This window comes from Pseudomonas sp. PDM10 (assembly GCF_014852295.1).
In the GTDB taxonomy this organism is placed as follows: domain Bacteria; phylum Pseudomonadota; class Gammaproteobacteria; order Pseudomonadales; family Pseudomonadaceae; genus Aquipseudomonas.
This window is the reverse complement of the sequence record NZ_JACVBJ010000005.1, coordinates 45,941-64,397: the sequence shown is the minus strand read 5'-3', so window position 1 is coordinate 64,397 and position 18,457 is coordinate 45,941. Positions and strand designations below refer to the sequence as shown.

At 59.5% G+C, this 18,457-nt stretch carries 15 protein-coding genes and 1 tRNA gene; 4 read left to right on the top strand and 12 right to left on the bottom strand.

The genetic code is table 11. The annotated features are described in order from the left end of the window. Positions 1 to 111 precede the first annotated feature (111 nt). From IB252_RS18005 to dibA, 3 genes are all read right to left on the bottom strand, one after another. Positions 112 to 1,125, bottom strand: a complete 1,014-nt coding sequence (locus IB252_RS18005) for a sulfate ABC transporter substrate-binding protein (protein WP_192409785.1) — start codon at positions 1,123 to 1,125, stop codon at positions 112 to 114. 141 nt (positions 1,126 to 1,266) lie between these two features. Then, positions 1,267 to 1,449, bottom strand: coding sequence for a sulfur starvation response protein OscA (gene oscA / locus IB252_RS18000; RefSeq protein WP_007945260.1), 183 nt, complete (start codon positions 1,447 to 1,449; stop codon positions 1,267 to 1,269). 246 nt (positions 1,450 to 1,695) lie between these two features. Beyond that, positions 1,696 to 3,621 (bottom strand): phosphodiesterase DibA, encoded by a 1,926-nt coding sequence (gene dibA / locus IB252_RS17995; protein ID WP_192409784.1) that lies wholly within the window; start codon positions 3,619 to 3,621, stop codon positions 1,696 to 1,698. Positions 3,622 to 3,767: 146 nt separating this feature from the next. On the opposite strand from dibA, the gene desA reads away from it, so the two are divergent. After that, on the top strand, positions 3,768 to 4,955 hold the full coding sequence (gene desA / locus IB252_RS17990) for a delta-9 fatty acid desaturase DesA (protein ID WP_111449515.1): 1,188 nt from the start codon (positions 3,768 to 3,770) through the stop codon (positions 4,953 to 4,955). A 218-nt stretch (positions 4,956 to 5,173) separates the two neighbouring features. Then, positions 5,174 to 6,163: a GGDEF domain-containing protein gene (locus IB252_RS17985; RefSeq protein ID WP_111449516.1), complete on the top strand. Its 990-nt coding sequence runs from the start codon at positions 5,174 to 5,176 to the stop codon at positions 6,161 to 6,163. Positions 6,164 to 6,290: 127 nt separating this feature from the next. On the opposite strand, the gene IB252_RS17980 is transcribed toward IB252_RS17985, so the two are convergent. From IB252_RS17980 to gabD, 3 genes are all read right to left on the bottom strand, one after another. After that, a complete protein-coding gene (locus IB252_RS17980) occupies positions 6,291 to 7,505 on the bottom strand; it encodes a response regulator (protein ID WP_111449517.1) in 1,215 nt (404 codons plus the stop codon). Between the two features lie 149 nt (positions 7,506 to 7,654). Then, the gene (gene gabT / locus IB252_RS17975) at positions 7,655 to 8,932 is read right to left on the bottom strand and encodes a 4-aminobutyrate--2-oxoglutarate transaminase (RefSeq protein ID WP_192409783.1); all 1,278 of its coding nucleotides are present in this window, start codon (positions 8,930 to 8,932) and stop codon (positions 7,655 to 7,657) included. 197 nt (positions 8,933 to 9,129) lie between these two features. Beyond that, positions 9,130 to 10,572 (bottom strand): NADP-dependent succinate-semialdehyde dehydrogenase, encoded by a 1,443-nt coding sequence (gene gabD / locus IB252_RS17970; RefSeq protein ID WP_192409782.1) that lies wholly within the window; start codon positions 10,570 to 10,572, stop codon positions 9,130 to 9,132. 350 nt (positions 10,573 to 10,922) lie between these two features. Here gabD and IB252_RS17965 point away from each other — a divergent pair. Continuing rightward, positions 10,923 to 10,999: transfer RNA gene (locus tag IB252_RS17965), tRNA-Arg, on the top strand. Positions 11,000 to 11,141: 142 nt separating this feature from the next. Here the strand turns inward: IB252_RS17965 and IB252_RS17960 are convergent. The 5 genes from IB252_RS17960 to IB252_RS17940 all read right to left on the bottom strand — a co-directional run bounded on the left by IB252_RS17960 (position 11,142) and on the right by IB252_RS17940 (position 14,976). Beyond that, positions 11,142 to 11,408: a hypothetical protein gene (locus IB252_RS17960; protein ID WP_225607492.1), complete on the bottom strand. Its 267-nt coding sequence runs from the start codon at positions 11,406 to 11,408 to the stop codon at positions 11,142 to 11,144. 20 nt (positions 11,409 to 11,428) lie between these two features. Continuing rightward, positions 11,429 to 12,052 (bottom strand): hypothetical protein, encoded by a 624-nt coding sequence (locus tag IB252_RS17955; protein WP_192409780.1) that lies wholly within the window; start codon positions 12,050 to 12,052, stop codon positions 11,429 to 11,431. Next, on the bottom strand, positions 12,049 to 12,615 hold the full coding sequence (locus tag IB252_RS17950) for an RNA polymerase sigma factor (RefSeq protein WP_192409779.1): 567 nt from the start codon (positions 12,613 to 12,615) through the stop codon (positions 12,049 to 12,051). Before IB252_RS17950 ends, IB252_RS17955 begins: the two co-directional genes overlap by 4 nt. Position 12,616: 1 nt before the next feature. Next, positions 12,617 to 14,326: a vWA domain-containing protein gene (locus tag IB252_RS17945; protein WP_192409778.1), complete on the bottom strand. Its 1,710-nt coding sequence runs from the start codon at positions 14,324 to 14,326 to the stop codon at positions 12,617 to 12,619. A gap of 89 nt (positions 14,327 to 14,415) precedes the next feature. Beyond that, a complete protein-coding gene (locus IB252_RS17940; RefSeq protein WP_111449527.1) occupies positions 14,416 to 14,976 on the bottom strand; it encodes a YbhB/YbcL family Raf kinase inhibitor-like protein in 561 nt (186 codons plus the stop codon). A gap of 139 nt (positions 14,977 to 15,115) precedes the next feature. Here IB252_RS17940 and IB252_RS17935 point away from each other — a divergent pair, with 139 nt between their 5' ends. Then, positions 15,116 to 16,645 carry an apoptosis inducing factor family protein gene (locus tag IB252_RS17935; RefSeq protein WP_192409777.1) on the top strand — a complete coding sequence of 510 codons (1,530 nt, stop codon included), beginning with the start codon at positions 15,116 to 15,118 and terminating at the stop codon, positions 16,643 to 16,645. Positions 16,646 to 16,735: 90 nt separating this feature from the next. Here IB252_RS17935 and IB252_RS17930 read toward each other — a convergent pair whose 3' ends face one another. Further along, complete coding sequence (locus tag IB252_RS17930) at positions 16,736 to 18,241, bottom strand: YdgA family protein (RefSeq protein WP_192409776.1); 1,506 nt, start codon at positions 18,239 to 18,241, stop codon at positions 16,736 to 16,738. Positions 18,242 to 18,457 lie beyond the last annotated feature (216 nt).

Below are 18,457 nucleotides of genomic sequence, written 5' to 3'. Positions count from 1 at the left end.
CGATAGCGCCTGGTCAGCCAACATTGATGTTGAATGTACCGCCGTCATCGCGAGCAGGCTCGCTCCCACAAGTTGCCCCCCCTAACTGACCGTTGGCATATCTATTTCAGGTTATTGCGCCTGATAAATCTGGTCGAACACGCCACCGTCGTTGAAGAATTTCGGTTGAGCGGTTTTCCAGCCGCCGAAGTCCTTGTCGATGGTCACCAGGTCCAGTGTCGGGAACTGTTTGGCGTACTTGGCGGCAACATCCTTGTCACGTGGACGATAGAAGTTTTTTGCCGCGATTTCCTGGCCGGCCGGGCTGTACAGGTGCTTGAGGTACGCTTCGGCGATCTCGGCGTTGCCCTTTTTCTCGGCGTTCTTGTCGACCACGGCGACCGGAGGTTCGGCGAGGATCGACAGCGAAGGCACGACAATGTCGAACTTGTCAGCGCCACCGTCTTCTTTCAGGGCCAGGAAGGCTTCGTTTTCCCAGGCCAGCAACACGTCGCCCTGACCGTTGTTGACGAAGGTAATGGTCGAACCGCGGGCACCGGTGTCCAGCACAGGAACGTGTTTGAACAGGGTTTGCACGTATTCCTTGGCTTTCGCTTCGTTACCGCCATTGGCTTTCAGGCCATAGGCCCACGCCGCGAGGAAGTTCCAGCGTGCGCCGCCGGAAGTTTTCGGGTTTGGGGTGATGACTTCCACGCCGTTCTTGGTCAGGTCGCCCCAGTCCTTGATGCCTTTAGGGTTGCCCTTGCGCACCAGGAACACGATGGTCGAGGTGTAAGGCGTACTCGCTTGCGGCAGACGCTTCTGCCAATCCGCTGGCAGGGTCTTGCCGAGTTTGGCGATTTCGTCGATGTCACCGGCCAGGGCCAGGGTCACCACGTCGGCACGCAGACCGTCGATCACTGCCCGACCTTGCTTGCCCGAACCACCGTGGGACTGCTGGATTTTCACGCTGTCGCCGGCGTGGTCTTTCTGCCAGAACTTGACGAATTCGGCGTTGTAGTCCTGATACAGCTCGCGAGTCGGGTCGTACGACACGTTAAGCAGTTCGTAATCCTTGGCAACCGCGGAACCCGCAAAAAGGGCACTGGCCAGGGCGGCCAAAGCGAAATGACGAATCGACGACATGGTGAAAGCTCCTGGGAATTCTGATTGTGTTGGCTTTTTATGGTCTGGAATCGGGGTTGCCTGCCAAAGATCGCAGCCTTCGGCAGCTCCTACACAAAGCCCCCCAGGAGCTGCCGCAGGCTGCGATCTTTGATCTTTGATTCAGCTCGGTTTGTTGCTTGGGTTCTGCAACCGGAATTTCTCTTTGCGTTCGATCTGGACCACCTGGGCGTTGTGCACGGTGATTTCCACTGCGCCAAAACGCAGATCGCGCAAGGCGCTCTGGATCTCACGCAAAATGGTTGCTTCGTCCTGGCCGTCAACGCTACGTAGGGATGCGCTCATGGTGCTGCTCCTTCAACTAGAGGTTGCCTGGCAGTGGCGGGACTGCTTGCGGCGTGAGACCAATAGTAGATAAGCGCAGATATTCTTAAAAAGACTATTTAAGAATTTTAATATAACCAAAAGAATGCCCGAAGACTGATCGTTCCCACGCTTTCTGCGTGGGAATGCATCCTGTGACGCTCTGCGTCAGGCTTGAGAAGGAACGCGGAGCGTCCCGGGCGGCATTACCACGCAGCGTGGGAACGATCAGTGCTGCAGAATCTGTGGAGTCCGGTACCAATCCAGCTGCCCGGCCGGCACCGGCCGTCCAAACCAGTACCCCTGCCCCAGATCGCAGCCGTGTTCGAGCAGGAAACCCGCCTGCTCGACCTGCTCGATCCCCTCGGCATGAACCTGCATCCCCATGCTCTGGGCCAGCGCAATGATCACCCGCACAATCGCCGCGTCATCCTCATCCCACGGCAACCCCGCCACGAAGCCCTGATCGATCTTGAGTTTCTGTACCGGCATTCGCTTGAGGCGCAGCAACGACGAATAGCCTGTACCGAAGTCATCAATGGCCAGCCGAACGCCTAATTCACGCAACCTGTGCATCTGCTCCAGCGCGACTTCCGGGTCATCCATCACAGCGCTCTCAGTGACTTCCAGCTCCAGACAGCCAGGGTCCAGCCCGGTTTCGTGCAGCACCTTCGCCACCTGCCCAAACAGCTCACGGCGGGCGAACAGCCGAGAAGAAACATTCACCGCGACAAACGACACCACGACCCCGGCCTGCTGCCACTGGCACATCTGCTCACACGCCTGACGCATCACCCAGGCATCAATTTCGGCGATCAGACCAGTGCGCTCGGCAATGGGAATGAATTCTGCCGGCGACACCAACCCTCGCTGCGGATGCTCCCAGCGCACCAATGCCTCGACGCCGATCAGGCGCCTGGTCTTGAGGTCGTGAACCGGCTGGTAATAAACCCGCAACTCCTGCTGTTCCAGCGCACGGCGCAATTCGAATGCCGTCTCGACCCGTTGCTGGGCATGGGCGGTCAATTCTTCGGTATAGAGGGCGTAGCCGTTGCGGCCGGCACTCTTGGCCTTGAACAGCGCCGAGTCGGAGTTGCGCAACAGCTGCTCGGCGCTCAAGGCGTCGCCGGGGAACAGGCTGATGCCGACGCTGATATTGACGAACAACTGATGCCCGTCGATCTGGAACGGCTCTTTGAGGCCATCGATGATCCGCTGAGCCAACGCCGCTGCGTGCACCATTTGCGGACAGCTTTCAGCCAGCACGGCGAACTCGTCACCGCCAAGGCGCGCCAGGGTGATTCCCGGACCGACCATCGCGCTCAAACGCTCGGCCACGCCCTTGAGCAGCTGGTCCCCAATGCTATGCCCGAGGCTGTCGTTGATCATCTTGAAGTGATCAAGATCGATCATCAGTAACGCGCAGCCGCGCTTGTGGGTCTGCGCCGAAGCCAGGGCCTGTTCGGCGCGGTCGGTGAACAGCAAGCGGTTGGGCAGATCGGTCAGCGGATCGTAGTGAGCCAGGTGCGTCAGCTCATGTTCGGAGTTCTTGATTGCGCTTATGTCGGAAAACACTGCCACGTAATGGCTGCGCCGCCCCTCCTCGTCGTCGATGACGCGGATGGTCTGCCATTGCGGATAGATCTCGCCGCTTTTGCGACGATTCCAGATTTCCCCGCTCCACTCGCCGGTGCTGTTGAGTGTCGCGAACATCGCCTGGTAGAAAGCCGGCGGGTGATGACCGGACTTGAATAGACTGGGGCGCTGGCCGAGCACCTCCTCGCTCTGATAGCCGGTGATTTGCATGAAGGCCCGGTTCACATGAACGATCAGGCCCTGGTTATCAGTGACCAGCACCCCTTCACGGGTGCAATCGAATACCGCCGCCGCCTGACGCAAGCGCTCACGGTCTTCAGCACGCTCACGCAACTTGGCGCCGATCCCCAGGCAACGGAACAATCGCGCCCGGGCAAAAAAAATCAAACCGGCACTGAACACCACCCAGGCATAACCGTTGATCAGTTGCCATCGCATTAGCTCGCCAGAGCTATCGAAGAAACTGTTCAATAAATGGCCACTGAACTGCAGCCAACCGACAGAAACCAGAAGATAAAGCAGCGCTGCACGCAGAGCATCGCGATAGGTAGCAGCCATTAGGTCGTCCATGTCCCTTAAAAGTGGATGGAATTATAGTTTAAAGAAACATCCGGCCACTCTTATCTGAAAGGGCGACTGGTTTTATCTGTGGGCTCAGTGATAATGCAACGGCTGTTTTTTCTTTATCGAGGGCCCAATAGCCTATGTGGTACGAAGGTTTTCTCGGCTTGTCGCCCTGGTCACTGGTGGCAGTCACCCTGCTGATGACCCACGTGACGATCATCGGCGTCACGGTCTATCTGCATCGTTATTCAGCCCATCGCTCGCTTGAGCTCAATGCCGGCCTGAAACATTTCTTCCGCTTCTGGCTGTGGCTGACCACGGCACAGAACACCCGCGAGTGGACCGCTATCCACCGCAAGCACCACGCCAAATGCGAAACCGTCGATGACCCGCACAGCCCGGTCATCAAGGGCCTGTCCACCGTTCTGCGCAAAGGCGCCGAGCTGTACCGTGCCGAGGCGGAAAACCCCGAGACCCTGCGCATCTACGGCAAGAACTGCCCCGAAGACTGGATCGAACGCAACCTGTACAGCCGTTTTCCGCTGCTGGGCGTGGCGATCATGGGCGTCATCGACCTGCTGCTGTTCGGCACCATCGGCATCACCATCTGGGCGATCCAGATGATGTGGATCCCGGTCTGGGCCGCCGGCGTGGTCAATGGCCTGGGCCATGCCGTCGGCTACCGCAACTTCGAATGCCGCGATGCGGCGACCAATCTGGTGCCGTGGGGCATCCTGATCGGCGGCGAAGAACTGCATAACAACCATCACACCTACCCTAATTCGGCAAAACTGTCGGTGAAGAAGTGGGAATTCGATCTCGGCTGGGCCTGGATCCAGGTCTTCAGCTTCCTGCGTCTGGCCAAGGTTCAGCGGGTCGCGCCCATCGCCCATCGGGTCGAAGGCAAAGGCAACCTGGACATGGACACCGCCATGGCGATCCTCAACAACCGCTTCCAGATCATGGCCCAGTACCGCAAATTGGTGATCGCACCGCTGGTCAAACAAGAGCTGGAAAAGGTCGATCACTCGGTCCGTCACCAGTTCCATCGCGCCAAGCGCCTGCTCTCGCGGGAAACCAGCCTGCTGGATGACAAACACCACATTCGCATCCAGACCATGCTCGAGCACAGTCAGGCGCTGAAGGTAATTTACGAGAAACGCCTGGCCTTGCAGCAGATCTGGGTCAAGACCAGCTCAAATGGTCACGACATGCTGGCCGCCATCAAGGATTGGGTACACGAAGCCGAAGCCAGCGGGATTCAATCCCTGCGCGACTTCGCCGATCAGTTGAAAACCTACTCCCTGCGCCCCGCCGCTGCAGTCTGACTGTGGCGAGGGAGCTAGCTCCCGCTCGACTTCGCAGCAGTCGCAAAACCTGACGACGCGTTCTTTCATTGAAAAACGCGTCGCCAGTACCGCCCGGCGGGAGCAAGCTCCCTCACCACATAAGGCGGGAACTAAGCTCCAAATCCCCTATCTCAAAGACACTTCGCCAGGCCGCTTTCGAACCTCGAGCGGCACATGCCCTTTGAGATTTTGTGTCGATGGTCAGTAAAAACCTACAAGACTCATCCCTCCCGCAGTGGCCCGAGGCCGCGCAAACCCTCCTGGCGCTGATGCATGCACAAGGCGAAGTGGCGCGCCTGAGCGAACGCGAACAACTGTTCAGCGCTCTACTGGTGAGCGTCAATGCGGTGCTTTGGGCCTTCGACTGGGAATCCCGTCGGGTGCTCTATGTCAGCCCCGCGTATGAACGGATTTTCGGCCGCTCCGCAGGCTTGTTGCTGTCCGACTACAACCAATGGCGCGACAGCATTTACCCCGACGATCTGGACTATGCCGAACGCAGTCTGGCCGAAGTACTGGTCAAAGGCGCCGATGAAGACCGCGAATACCGAATCATTGCCGCCGATGGCCAGGTCCGCTGGCTCAGAGACAAGTGCTTCATCAACCGTCAGGCCGAGCCCGGGCAACCGGTGATCATCGTCGGCATTGCCGAAGACATTACTGACAAGAAGCAGATTGAAACCGAGCTGCAACGCCTGGCCACTACCGACGTGCTGACCCAGAGCAGCAACCGCCGACACTTCTTCGAATGCGCCCACCGTGAATTCGAACAGGCACGGCACCAACGCACGCCGCTGGCCTTTCTGCTACTGGACATCGATGACTTCAAAGTCATCAACGATACCTACGGCCACCAGGAAGGCGACAACGTGCTGCAACGAATCGCCGAGTGCGGTCGCGCGACGTTGCGGCGAGGTGATGTGTTCGGACGAGTGGGCGGTGAGGAATTCGCAGCGGTGTTTCCCGGCTGTGCGCCAGACATGGCTATGCAAGTGGCCGAGCGCCTGCAACGGGAGATTCAGCGATTGAGTTTCAGCCATGGCGACCAGACGTTCGGCATCACCGTCAGCCAGGGCCTGACCAGCCTCACCGCCGAGGACGAAAGCATCGACAGCCTGTTTGCCCGCGCAGATGCGGCAATGTACAAAGCCAAACACCAGGGCAAGAACCGCATCGTCTCCGGCTGACAGGTCCAACACAGACCCCATGTGGGAGCGGGCTTGCTCGCGAAGGCGTCGGGTCAGGCAACTCAATGTCGACTGGATGCCCGCCTTCGCGAGCAAGCCCGCTCCCACATGGGGATTTGTGTGAAGCCTATTTCTTGCGCAAACGCATCAATTCCGGCAACCCGATCTTGAGCAACCGCGCCGTCCGGCTCTTCGCCAGGTCCTCAATGCCCTCATGCTCGGTCAGTCGCGCCAGTTGCGCAGCCATGTTCATCACCAACGCTTCACGGGAATAAACCCCGCCACCGAACTGGTAGACCGCCGCAATCAGCTCTCGCAGCTCCAGTGGCAGGCGCCAGCGAGTGCGAAGCGCCGAGCCATAAGCCGCGCCGAACTCAGCCAGCGCCTCGCCGACCTCCTCCCATTCATCCAGCTCGCCTCCGGCCTGCTTCCATTCCTGCAAACACCGCAACAGCGCGAGGTCGCCGAGGCGATGCAACATGCCGGCGCAATAACAGCGCTCCTGATCCAGATCCAGCAAACGCGCCAGGGTCCGGCCATACTCGGCAGTGCGCAGCGACAGCTCCCAATAGCGCTCGGCATAATCGGCCAGAAACGGATCGCTGAGTCGGGCACTGCGCTTGAGGGCCAGCCCCAGAATCAGGTTCATGCTTTGCCCGGTGCCGAGGCGGTGCAGCGCCTGTGACAGGGTTTGTACGGCGGCGCCATGGTGCTGGGCCGCGCTGTTGGCAGCGGCGATCAGCACAGCGGTGACTTGCGGATCGGTACGGATCTCGTCATGCAGCAGTGTCAGGTCGAGGCCATTGGGATTGAGGCTGCGTTTGACCGCCAACTGTACGTCGGTCATCAGTGGTGCACCGTCGGTCAACTCACGTCGACGCTCCAGGTAAACCGCCAACGTCATGCCTGGCGACAGTGAAGGCGTTTCGCAAGACACCTCTTCACCGGCGTTCAACAGCAAATCCTGCAGGCGCTGGGTCAAGCTTTCCATGTTAAGGGGCTTGGTCAGGTACGCCGCAGGCGCCAGCGGCAGAGCTTCGCGAACGCTGGCGCTGTCGTTACGGCTGCTCATCAGAATGAACGGCAGCGGCGGGTTGCGTTTGCGCTGACGGACATTGCGCAAGACATTCAAACCATCGACGCCGGGCAGCTCCCAGTCGACGATCACCAGGTCGTAAGGATTTTCCGCCAACAGGTGCAACGCTTCCTGACCATCGGCACACAGATCCAGCCGTGCGTCGCAGCGCACATTCAACAAAACTTGCTTGAGCAGGTCGCGGGACCAGGGGTCGGCCTCGGCAATCAGCACACGCGGCGCAGCGGGTAACACCACAGCAGTCATTTACACACTCCAAAGTAGTGCTTGCACCTTAGTCAATGCTGGCCATTCGATACAGCGCATTTGCCATCGATGGGTCCCAGGGACACAAAAAAACCCGCCGAAGCGGGTTTTTTTGTCGATCAGTTCACACATTCATCAGAGCTTGGAGATCACAGCTCGGAGAAGCACTCTTCGATGATCGCCAGACCTTTGTCCAGTTGCTCGTCCGGCGCAGTCAGCGGTACCAGGACGCGCAGAACGTTGCCGTAAGTGCCGCAGGACAGCAGGATCAGACCCTTGTCGCGAGCCTTGGCCACAACAGCGGCTACCGCTGGAGCGTTCGGCTTGTGGCTGTCGCCATCAACGAACAGTTCGACCGCGATCATCGCGCCCAGGGCACGGACTTCGCCGATCACCGGGTATTTGGCCTGAATGGCTTTCAGGCCAGTGACCAGACGCTCGCCGACAGCTTTGCAGCGGTCCAGCAGGTGCTCTTCTTCGAACACTTCCATCACGGCCAGGGCCGCGGCGCAAGCAATCGGGCTACCGGCGTAAGTGCCGCCCAGGCCGCCTGGAGCAATGGCGTCCATGTATTCGGCCTTGCCGCACACACCGGCCAACGGGAAGCCGCCAGCGATGGATTTGGCGAAGGTGGTCAGGTCGGCAGCAACGCCCATCTGTTCCATGGCGAAGAAAGTGCCGGTACGACCAGCGCCGGTTTGTACTTCGTCAGCGATCAGCAGGATGCCGTGCTGGTCGCACAGTGCGCGCAGACGCTTCATGAACTCTTTAGGCGCGACGTAGAAACCGCCTTCGCCCTGAACCGGCTCGATGATGATTGCAGCGATGTCACGCGGCTCGGCGTCGTTCTTGAAGATGCGTTCGATGCTGGCGATCGAATCGTCGATGCTCACACCGTGCAGTTCGTTCGGGTACAGCGCGCGGAAGATGCCGCCTGGCATCAGGCCCATGCCGGCCGAGTAAGGCACGACTTTACCGGTCAGGCCCAGGGTCATCATGGTGCGGCCGTGGTAAGCGCCGGTGAACGCGATCACGCCGGCACGGCCAGTGGCGGCACGTGCGATCTTGATGGAGTTTTCCACGGCTTCGGAGCCGGTGGTCACCAGCAGGGTTTTCTTGGCGAAATCACCCGGCACCTTGGCGTTGATTTTTTCGCACACTTCTACGTACGGTTCGTAAGCCAGCACCTGGAAGCACGTGTGGGTCAGCTTGTTCAGCTGCTCGGTCACGGCGGCGATGATTTTCGGGTGCACGTGGCCGGTGTTCAGCACGGCGATACCGCCGGCGAAGTCGATGAACTCGCGACCTTCAACGTCGGTCACGGTGGCGTTCTTCGCGGACTCGGCGAAGATCGGGTGAATCTGGCCAACACCGCGTGGTACAGCGGCTTCGCGGCGTTTCATCAGGGATGCGTTAGTCTTGCTCATAAAGTCCTCATTCACCGCTCATCGGGCGGCGTGGTTCAAGGAAAATGCGGCGGGGAGGCAACTACGGCAGCATGCGATGATCGACTGCCACAGCTTTCCCGACCACAGAGAAAATTCCGTTTGAAGCACGCAAAGGGACAGCGCTCTCGTGCCCTTTGCGTTTGAAGCAATGCCCTGCCGGGCTTATCCCTTCGAGCTTAGATGCCCAGGCAGAGGTATTTGATTTCCAGGTAATCTTCGATGCCGTACTTGGAACCTTCACGGCCCAGGCCCGACGCCTTGATGCCGCCGAACGGCGCGACTTCATTGGAGATCAACCCGGTATTGACGCCGACCATCCCGTATTCCAAGGCTTCAGCCACACGGAACACACGACCCAGGTCGCGAGCATAGAAGTACGAGGCCAGACCGAACTCGGTGTCGTTGGACATCGCGATCACGTCGGCTTCGTCTTTGAAGCGGAACAGCGGCGCCAATGGACCGAAGGTTTCTTCCTTGGCCACGGCTGCGTTTTTCGGCACGTTGGTCAGGATGGTCGGCTCGAAGAAGTTGCCTTCCATGACCTTGCCACCGGCCAGAACGGTTGCGCCTTTGCTGATCGCGTCAGCAATGTGCTCTTGAACCTTGGCCACGGCTTTTCCGTCGATCAGCGGGCCAGTGGTGGTGCCGTCATCCAGACCGTTACCGATCTTGAGTTTGGCCACGGCCACTTTCAGCTTCTCGGCGAACGCGTCGTAGACCGAATCCTGAATGTACAGACGGTTGGCGCAGACGCAGGTCTGGCCGTTGTTGCGGTACTTGGAAATGATCGCGCCTTCGACGGCCTTATCCAGGTCCGCGTCGTCGAACACGATGAACGGCGCGTTACCGCCCAATTCCAGAGACACTTTCTTGATGTCCTTTGCGCATTCAGCCATCAGCTGGCGACCGATTTCGGTCGAGCCGGTGAAGGACAGTTTGCGCACGATCGGGTTACTGGTCAGCTCGCTGCCGATGTCGCCGGCACTGCCAGTCACCACGCTGAACACACCGGCAGGAATGCCGGCACGCTGGGCCAGTTCAGCCAAAGCGAATGCGGAAAACGGAGTTTGCGAAGCTGGCTTGAGCACCATGGTGCAACCGGCGGCCAGGGCCGGGCCGGCTTTACGGGTGATCATCGCGGCCGGGAAGTTCCACGGAGTGATTGCAGCGGTCACGCCGATTGGCTGCTTGATCACGATCAGGCGCTTGTCTGGCTGGTGACCCGGAATCACGTCACCGTAGATGCGCTTGGCTTCTTCGGCGAACCACTCGATAAAGGAAGCGGCGTAAACGATTTCGCCCTTGGCTTCGGCCAATGGCTTGCCTTGTTCGAGGGTCATCAGGCGAGCCAGGTCGTCCTGGTTCTCGATGATCAGTTCGAACCAGCGACGCAGCTTGTTCGCGCGGTCCTTGGCGGTCAGTGCACGCCAGGCCGGCAGCGCTTTGTCAGCGGCTTCGATTGCACGGCGGGTTTCGGCAGCGCCCATTTTCGGCACGGTGCCCAGAATTTCGCCCGTTGCCGGGTTGTTGACCTTGATCGTCTGACCATTGTCCGCATCAACCCAAGCGCCATCGATGAAGGCTTGCTGGCGGAACAACTGGGTGTCTTTAAGCTGCATGTCGGCTTTCCTTAACAGCACCGCGGCAAGCGCGGAGCGAATTATGATTGTAGAAAGGCGCCTTATAGGCTGCCGTCAGGGAAATCATTCACCGGGCTGAAGCACATAAATAGCGCACTGATTGAAACTCGTGCGGTTCAGCACCCAGACAAGAGCGTTTGAAATCTCAAACGAATCCTAGGATCAAAGGGGGTAAAGGACAATAGCCTGTTCGAAAAAAAGAACGAAAACGCCGCATTTGCCTAATTTTTCTGATCAACGTAGCAACCGCAGGTTACGCTTTGGAAAACCGCAGGCGATTCAGCAGCATGGACGCCCGCAGTGCATATGAGTATCATGGCGCCCGCATTGCACCAGTAGCTCAGCTGGATAGAGTACTGCCCTCCGAAGGCAGTGGTCGTGGGTTCGAATCCCGCCTGGTGCACCATACGTAGAAACGAGAAAGCCTCAGATCTTAGGGTCTGGGGCTTTTTTGTGTCCGTCGTTAAAGCCTCAGGACGCGCGCTGGAAGCAGTTGTTCGGTTTAACCGAACAACTGAGCCTGAAAAAAAACCGCCGAAGCGGTTTTTTCATTCAGTCGTCCAATCAAACTCGTCGTATTCATCATCCTCGTCGTCCTCGACCACTTCATCATCAAGAACGTCGTCCTCTACCGCCTCTTCTGCCTGCTTCGCCAGCAGAAACTCCTTACGACTCTCAGTCACCGCGCGCCGCAATTCCTGACCCTTCACCGGGCAGTTGAGCATTTGGGCGATGCGGTCGATTTTTTTTGCCATGGCTTCCTCCAACGCATCGGCTATGGGCCGATAGTGCGCGCTTTCGGGTGTCGATGCCAAATGACTGACCGCTCTGCGGCTCAGTTTTTCTGCAAATCCTTGAGTCTGGCCGTGAGATTTTCCTTGGGAAAGCGTTTGTGCAATGTCGCCATCAGGTCAGCAGCCGCTTGAGCCTGACCAGCCTTTTGCAGGCGGATCACTTCCCTTAATTGATCGTCGATAGACTTTGCCGGAGCTATCGCCGAGCGTTTGCTGACCTTCGCTTCGTCAGCCATTTCAGCGCTGATCGATTCGCTCTGCGCGGGGGCAGCAAAATCGGCCATTGGGGCCGCAGGCGCGGGGGCGGACATCGCGCCGGGCGGGGCAGCCAGAGAACGCGCAACTGATGACGATGCTTCTTTTTTGGCGACTGGCGCAGACACGTCGGGTGCAGGCGCGAAGTCGTAACTCGGCAGTTGTTCCTCCGTGCGTTGCACCAGTGCAAGCATCAGGGCCACGCCGACGAGGCTGGCAAATGCAACTTGCCAACGGGGTTTCTGGCAGGCCTGGACCCAGCGTTTCCACAGACTTGGCTTCTGCATCGGGACTTCACGGTGTGCGGCAGCCAGGAGGAACACGTCGAGATGGGCCGGTGGTTCGCCGGTCGCGTGTTCACGATAGTGCTTCAACACTTCGTCTTCTGGCGTAGGACGGGCGTCAGTCATGTCAGTACCTCCTCGGCCAGCAGCCGACGCAGTTTTTGCTGGGCGTAGCGCAAGCGGCTTTTGACGGTTTCCAGCGGTGTTTCGGTGAGGGTGGCGATCTGCGGCAGGTCGAGATCGCCGTGGGCGCGCAGCAGGAACACTTCGCGCTGGTCAGCGGGCAGGTTTTGCAGGGCCGCATCGAGGCGCTGGCTGTCGCGGCTCAGGCTCAGCAGTTGTTCGGGATCAGCAGCGTCATCGCTCAGCGCGTGGATCTGTTCGTCATAGCTGTCGTGCAAGGGGTTGTGGATTCCGTGTTTGCGCCAGTGATCGATCAGTCGATTGCGGGCAATCTGGTAGAGCCAGGTACGAAAATTCGCCCGGCCTTGTGGCTGACTGGTGCTGCGGATCAGGCTCAGCCAGGTGTCCTGGTAAACCTCTTCGGCCAGCTCGGACTTGCCGCTCAGGCCGAGCAGGAATCGGTAGAGTCCTTGGCGGTGACGGGCGTACAGAATCTCGAACGCCGGCCCGTCGCCTGCGCGATAACGGGCCAGCAGCGATTCATCGCTCGATTCAGGAGCAGACATTTCAGTTGTAGCCTCCTTTAAGCGGCTCACTGTTCGACGCCGTCGTGGTTCGCAGACTTTGCGCCAACTCCACCAATTGCACGAACTCTGCCCGCAGACCAAATCGATCTTCACCCCGCGCACCGCGCGCCAAAGCCTCGGTGTCCTTCAGGCTGAAATCGCCGGTATAACGCCCGTCCTTGAGCTGCTGGGAAAACGCCGCCACGGCCGCGGCAAATCGCAGGTCTTCACTGGCTGGCGCAGCACTGTCAGTAATCGGCCGCTCGATCAAGCGACTGTTCCCACCTTCGGGCAACTGATAGCGCACGCGCAGTATGGCCATTTCCCCAGATTTCCCGGAAGCAACTGCCCCGGAGTTGCCATACCGCAGCGGCTCCAGCCAGCCCTTCTCGCCCTTGGGCACAATTTCGTACAACGCCGTCACCGTATGCCCTGCGCCTATTTCACCGGCATCGACCTTATCGTTGCTGAAATCCTCACGTTTCAACGCACGATTCTCATACCCCAACAGCCGATATTCACTGACCTGTGCCGGGTTGAACTCCACTTGCAGCTTCACGTTTTTCGCCACGACCGCGAGGGTCGAGCCGAGTTGATCCACCAGCACTTTGCGCGCCTCGCGCAGGTTGTCGATGTAGGCATAGTTGCCATCGCCGGCATCGGCCAACTGTTCCATCAGGTGTTCATTGTAGTTATCCACACCAAAACCCAATGTGGTCAGGGAAACGCCGGTCTTGCGTTTATCCACAGCCATTTGCTTGAGGCTGTCGAAGTCGCTGATACCGACGTTGAAGTCACCGTCAGTGGCCAGCAGGATGCGGTTGATGCCCTTGGGAATTAACGCCTGCTGCGCCATTTGATAAGCCAATTCGATGCCTGACGCCCCGGCGGTGGAGCCGCCGGCGGTTAATTGATCGATGGCTGTACGAATTTTCGCTTTTTCGCGTCCGGACGTTGGCTCCAGCACTACACGCGAATCGCCGGCATAGACGACCAATGAAACCCGGTCCTGCTCGCGCAATTGATCGACCAGCAATTTCAGGGTGCTTTTGACCAGCGGTAAACCCTCGCGTCTGTCCATCGAACCGGACACGTCCACCAGAAACACCAGGTTCGCCGGGGCCAGTTGCGCAACCGCGCGATCCGAGGCCTTGATGCCAATGCGCAGCAATCGGGTATGCGGGTTCCACGGCGACGGCGCCAGCTCTGTGGTCACGCCGAAGGGCGAGCCATCGGTGGGCAATGCGTAATCGTAGGGGAAGTAATTGACCATTTCCTCCAGTCGTACCGCACCTTCCGGTGGCAGGCGCCCTTGATTGAGCAGGCGACGGACGTTGGCGTAAGCACCGGTGTCGACGTCGGCGCTGAAAGTCGAGACGGGCGCTTCGGCCACGCTGTGAATCGGGTTATCCGCCAGCGCTTGATACTGCTCCCGCTGCTCATCCCGATAGCCCTGCGGAGATGCCTCGCCCGCCAGCATCGGCGCATAGCTCGTCGCCGGTGCCGCACCGAGGCTGCGCTTGGCCATCGAAGTGTCCGCCATGACAGCCTCGCTACGCACCAGTACTTCAGCCGGCAGCGCACCTTGAGCCGGCGGCGCAGCCGAGGCGGTATCAGGCTTGGATGAAACGCCACAACCGGCAATGGCCAGCAGCAACCCGGCGGCGAAACCCTGGGCGGCCGGGCGGAGGAAATGCAGAGGGAGGGACATGGGGGCTGACCTCAGGAGGAAATTGATCCATTCATCCTCTGAGACGAGCCCCTCTTCAGGTTCGGGTTAAACCGCAGTGAAAAGAATCTTCAGCGGTGATAACGCCGCACTACGCTGCTGTTTCTCAGCACATGGTCTTTGATTTTTTCCAGTAGCTGTGCGCGGGTAAGGCCAGCAGGCAAGGCGTCCGGTGCCAGGTCCAGGGCATAAATCTGGATGATGTAGTGGTGCGCGCTATCGCCGACCGGCGGACAAGGACCGACATAACCTGTGGTCCCTTTGACGTTCATGCCCCCGACGCCTTCCAGGGCGGATTTGGCGCCGACACCTGCCGGGATCTGGTGGGTGGTCGGTTTGATGCCGTAATGCACCCAGTGATCGACACCCTGGCCTTTCGCGCCATCGGGGTCATGCATGACGATAGCGTAACTGAGGGTGCCCGCCGGGCCGGCGTTCCAGTTCAAGGCCGGTGACTGGTTGTGCCCACCACAATTGGGCGCATCGCTGGCGGCAGCCGAGGTAAACAGTCGATCGTCGGTGACACCTGGGATGTTCAGGGTAAAACGCTCCTGGGCCTGCGCCGGCAATTGCACGCAAAGGGCGACTGCAACGGCCGCCAGCCAAGGGTTCAGAGAGGTCAATCGGGTCATACCGGAGCACCTTGTGCGGGTGGGGCCGTCGTCGGCGTGCAAACTATAGCCGGACCGTTCACTCGCTGGCACTCAGAATTGGCTGAACCTCCAGATAAGCGCCAAACTCTTAAGTGAAACGCTTGCCTGGAGAGTGATCATGGCACTGCACCGTGTCGCCCGTTTCGCCGATGTGCCCGAAAACCGGGGCCTTGAAGTCCAGATCGCGGACACGAAAATTGTCCTGCTGCGGGTGGGCGATCATCTGCGTGCTTTCCAGGGTGAATGCCCCCATGCCGGGGCGCCGCTGGCCGAAGGCGCTCTGTGCCACGGACGTTTGATCTGCCCCTGGCACAAGGCTGCGTATCGGATCGAGGACGGTGCGCTGTGCGAACCGCCGGCCCTGGACAGTCTCAAGCGCTATCGGCTGGAAGTACGCGATGACGAAGTCTGGGTCGACGATCAGCCAATGTCCGACGCTCACACCCCACCGGCGGACGACGAGCGAACGTTTGTGATCATCGGCGCTGGCGCCGCAGGCACGGCGTGCGCGGCAGCATTGCGCGAAAAGGGCTTCGGTGGCCGGGTGCTGTTGATCGACCGTGAAACTGGCGCCGGTTACGACCGCACGGTCCTGAGCAAATTCGTGATTGCCGGGGAGATGCCGCCGGAAGAAGTCCCGCCGCTGCGTGATGAAGATTTTTACCGCGAACAGCGCATTGAGCGGATGAACGCTGAAGTGACGAGCCTGGACGCCGCGAACAAGACGTTGCGCCTGGCTGATGGTCAATCGCTGAGCTACGACGCTGCCCTGCTCGCCACCGGTGGCACACCCAATCCGCTTACGCTGCCTGGCGCCGACCTGCCGCAAGTGTTCGTGCTGCGTTCGAAAGATCAGGCGCAGCGGATTCTGGGCTCGGCAAAACCTGGCCAACGAGCGGTGATCATCGGCGACAGTTTCATCGCCATGGAATCCGCGTCCTCCCTGCGTCAATACGGCCTGGACGTCACCGTGCTGGCCCGCCACGCCGTGCCTTTCGCCAAACAGTTTGGCGACGCCGTCGGCAAGGCGATTCGTGCCCTGCACGAGGCCAATGGCGTGGTGTTTCATACGGATGGCAACGCAACGCACATCGAAGGAACCGCCAGCGTCGAAGCGGTGCGCCTGGACAACGGTCAACGTTTACCGGCGGATCTGGTATTGGTCGGCATTGGCGTCAGCCCGGCAACCGGCGCATTTACCGGCCTTCCCCTGGAAAAAGACCAGTCACTGAAGGTCGACGGCGGGATGCGCGTGACCGATGGGCTTTGGGCCGCCGGCGATATCGCAACCTTCCCGCTCAACGGCCAGCCCCAACGGATCGAACATTGGCGCCTGGCACAGCAACAGGCACGGATCGCGGCGATGAACATGCTCGGCGGCGACGAACATTACCTCGACGTGCCCTATTTCTGGACCTGGCACTTCGGTAAAAACTACGACTACATTGGCCACGCCGCGACCTGGGACGAGGTCGAGTTCAAAGGCGACCCTGACCACCCTCCCTTTATCGGCCTGTTCGGCAAGGAGGGATTGCTGGTCGCCGCAGTGGCTTGCGATGAAGAACGTGCGATAGCGCTGCTCGCCGAACGGATGAAACAGCCGTTGCCGGTGGATGAGGCGTGGCGGTTGATTCGGGACTTGAATTAACGGCTGCTCTCCCCACTTCAAACGCCAGACAGCAAAACGCCCGGCGTCTGCGTTGCGCAGAGGCCGGGCGTCGGTCTGTAAGCCCTGGTGTTACTCGACGGCGACATTCCCGCCGAGTTTGCTCATGACAAACCCGACAAACTCTTCGACGGTCATCTTCTGGCCGTTGAATTCCACCTGATTATTGGCGTAGTGCAGTTTGGAGACGATGTTGTTGTCGTCCAGTTTTGCCAACTGCGTACCGACTGCCATGCTGCCAAACATGTCGGCGGTGGCGGTCGCCTGATCGGCGATGAGTTTCGCGTCGGTCTGACCTTCGATTTGCGACTGCACGCTCAGCAGGTCAACGAGCATTGGCTTGGACACTTTCACGTTAACGTCCAGCAGCGCGATCAGTTGTTGGGTCAACTGGTCCGGCGGCAGGTCCATGGATTGTGGTTTGGTCAGGTCGAGCACCAGGTTGGCGCGGCTTTCACCATTGGCGGTGTTGAACGACAGATTCTCCAGGGCGACCTGCGGGCCGGCAGCCAGCAGTTTCTCCAGGCCGGTTTTGACCTGCGCCTCTTCGGCCGGGGTCAGGACCAGCTGTGGCGCCGGTTCACCCGCAGCGGCGGCCTCAGCGGCGGCCCTCTCGTACGGTTGCAGTTTGGTCTGGTAAATCTGCATCAACGACATGGTTGCCGGGATGTCGAGGTTCTTCAGGCTCATGGCCATCTGCGCAGACCCGACAGCCTTGCCGTTCAAGGACACTTCACCCACCTTGTAATCGGCACGCCCCGAAGCGCTGGTGCCGGACTCCTCGGTCTGGTTCTTCATTTCAAATTTCTTGAAACCCAAAACCGACTGCTTGGCGCCGAAGGTGGTCTTGCTGTCGGTCAGCTCGACGGTGTTCTCGCCGGTGTAGTAGCCGTAGGTACTTTTTGTCAGGTTGCTGGCCACAGTCAGGCCATTCAGTTCGACCTTCACTGGCGTCTGATCTTCAGCCACCGTGCTCAGGGTCAGGCTGTCCATGTAACCGTCGGCCTTGAGCTTCTGCGCTTGAGCGCTGGCGGCGACATCGAGGTTCAGCCCGGAGAATTTCAGGTTGGACTTGTCGTCAAGTGCCACGTCCAGCGGCAGCAATTGCAGGGTGCCGTTGGTGGCATTGTCGTAACCGATATTGACCACGCCCGTGATTGGCGATTTGTCCTTGGCAGCGGCGAACCATTTCTCGGTGTTAGGCGTTCTTTCCAGTTCGTAGTGACTGGTGGCCAGGACCGGCAGCCACTTCAGCGACATCAGGCGCGAAAACGGCAGCGGACCGTGCTCGATGCGATCGACGAACAGCAACTCCACCGGTGCTTCACCGAACATCTCGCCTTCGCCTTTGAGGCGGTAGTGCGCGGTGCTGCTGAACACATGGCGCTCCAGCGACACCAGCTCCAGCGACGCTGTGCCGTTGGAACCGACCAGCGCAGCTTGCAACTCTTTGTTGGCGTCGGCGATCGAGTTGTTCAGCACACCTTCGAGCTTGGTGCCGGTGTACCAGGCACCGCCAGCGCTGATTGCGCCGATGGCAACGACGATTCCAAGAAGCACGCCTGCTGATTTATTCATGAATTACCCGATCAATGTCCGTTGTTTGAAGGTGTGGTCGTCTTCCCTGAACCCGACGGGTTACGGTCACGACTGCGTTAAAAGTGCGATGGAGATTAGCATCAGGCGCACCGGGCGACCCAATGATTAAAGGTGAAAGAGTGTCTATGGACCATACGCAGGGGTTGAGAGTTTCGGCGGATATGAAATCGCCATCGCGAGCAGGCTCGCTCCCAC